Here is a 1,912-nt window from a genome sequence, read left to right on the forward strand (position 1 = left end):
CGGCCGATCCCAGCAGGGTGCGCTGGATCTGCGCGAAGCTGTGCATCGACGCCGCGGCCGCCAGCACCGACGCGATCAGCCACCACCAGTTGGCCTCGTACAGGCTCATCCAGGCCTTGGCCAGCTGGTTCCAGCCGAGCGAAATCTCGACAGCAAGCACGATCGCGACGATGGCCAGGATGACCCAGCGCACCCACCAGTACTTGCCGCGCGGCGTTGCTGCACGGGTCAAGTGCAGCTTGCGGGCGGGGGCGTCGTGCGACACGTGCTTTAGGGTAACCGCGCAGGTGGCGCAGCCAGCGGGGCGCAGCTCCGACCGTGTCGGGGTCGTAACCGGATCGTGCCGGGCGGGAGGCGGTCGTCGGGGGCGAAGCGGCCGTCCGGGCGCGTGGGCGCCAGCTAGGCTGGCCGGATGCCGGCAAACCCCGACCACGCCCTGGAGGCGGGGTCCGTCGAACCCCTTGTCCGAAAGTCCGCGGCGTGGGCCTGGCGTCTGCTCATCCTCCTGGCCGCCGTCGTCGCGCTGCTCTGGGTGATCAAGAAGCTCGAGGTCATCGTCGTCCCGGTGTTGCTGGCCCTGATGGTCAGCGCGTTGCTGGTGCAGACCGTCGACTGGTTGGACGAACGCGGCCTGCCGCGCGGGGCGGCCGTGGCGCTGGTGCTGCTGGGCGGATTCGCTCTGCTGGGCGGCATCCTGGCTTTCGTCATCATCCAGTTCATCTACGGCCTGCCGGACCTGACCGACCAGGTGACCGCCAGCATCGACTCCGCCCGGAGATGGCTGATCGAGGGGCCGCTGCACCTGCGCCGCGAGCAGATCGACCACGGGGTCAACGCCGCGATCGAGGCGCTGCGCAACAATCAGGCCAAACTGACCAGCGGCGCGCTGGCCACCGCCGCGACCATCACCGAGCTCGTCGCGTCGGCGGTGTTGGCCCTGTTCACGCTGATTTTCTTCCTTTATGGAGGGCGCAACATCTGGCAGTACGTCACCAAGCTCTTCCCCGTCGGTGTCCGGGACAGGGTGCGCGAGGCGGGCAACGCCGGATACGGGTCGCTGATCGGCTACGTGCGGGCCACCTTCCTGGTCGCCCTGACGGACGCGGCGGGCGTGGGCACCGGCCTGGCGATCATGGGGATTCCGCTGGCGCTGCCGCTGGCCTCACTGGTTTTCCTGGGTGCCTTCATTCCTTTGGTCGGTGCCGTGATCGCCGGCTTCCTGGCCGTGGTCGTTGCCCTGCTGGCGAAGGGCATCGTGTACGCGCTGATCACCCTGGGTTTGCTGATCGCGGTGAACCAGCTCGAGGCTCATTTGCTGCAGCCGTTGGTGATGGGCCGGGCGGTGTCGATCCATCCGCTCGCGGTGGTGCTGGCCATTTCCACCGGCGGGGTGCTGGCCGGCATCGTCGGCGCCCTGCTTGCCGTGCCGACGGTCGCGTTCCTCAACAACGCGATACAGGTGTTGCTCGCCCGCGACCCGTCCGCCGAGTCCGAAAAACAGACCGAGGCCGCCGACCAGCTGGCGGTTGTCCAGGCGGAACCGGACCAGCCCGGGGAGGAACCCGACTGAGCCGCTCGGCCGTTACAGGCGTCCCTCGCGGCGCAACAGATCCTGGGCGCTGACGCCCGCGCCACCCCCGCCGCCGCGGCGACGCGGACGCGAAGTGTCGCCGTTATCGCCGGGGCCGCTCTGGCCGCGGGCGTTGAGCTGCTCGGTGGCCGCATCCGAGTCCTTGGGGTCCGACCGCAGCACCGGGAGGGCCGCGGTGGGATCGGCCGGGTCGCCGTTGTTGTCGCCGGACTGGTTGGCCGGGACCGGGATGGCCCGCGTCTGACCGCTGGACGGGGTCGCCGGCGGGTGCGGCGCGGGTGCGGCGGGCCGCGGCGCGGCGGCGGCGGGCGGCCCGGGGGC

Annotated in this window: 1 protein-coding gene and 2 pseudogenes; 1 reads left to right on the top strand and 2 read right to left on the bottom strand. The window is 70.7% G+C overall.

The genetic code is table 11. The annotated features are described in order from the left end of the window. Nucleotides 1-265 (bottom strand): annotated as a pseudogene (locus A5673_RS23230) (TIGR00374 family protein); the annotation flags it as partial. Between the two features lie 147 nt (nucleotides 266-412). On the opposite strand from A5673_RS23230, the gene A5673_RS23235 reads away from it, so the two are divergent. Beyond that, nucleotides 413-1,570 (top strand): AI-2E family transporter, encoded by a 1,158-nt coding sequence (locus A5673_RS23235; RefSeq protein WP_068238081.1) that lies wholly within the window; start codon nucleotides 413-415, stop codon nucleotides 1,568-1,570. Nucleotides 1,571-1,582: 12 nt separating this feature from the next. Here A5673_RS23235 and A5673_RS29705 read toward each other — a convergent pair. Then, nucleotides 1,583-1,912, bottom strand: a pseudogene (locus tag A5673_RS29705) (hypothetical protein); the annotation flags it as partial.

This window comes from Mycobacterium sp. E3198, from assembly GCF_001667015.1.
Taxonomy (GTDB): Bacteria; Actinomycetota; Actinomycetes; order Mycobacteriales; family Mycobacteriaceae; genus Mycobacterium.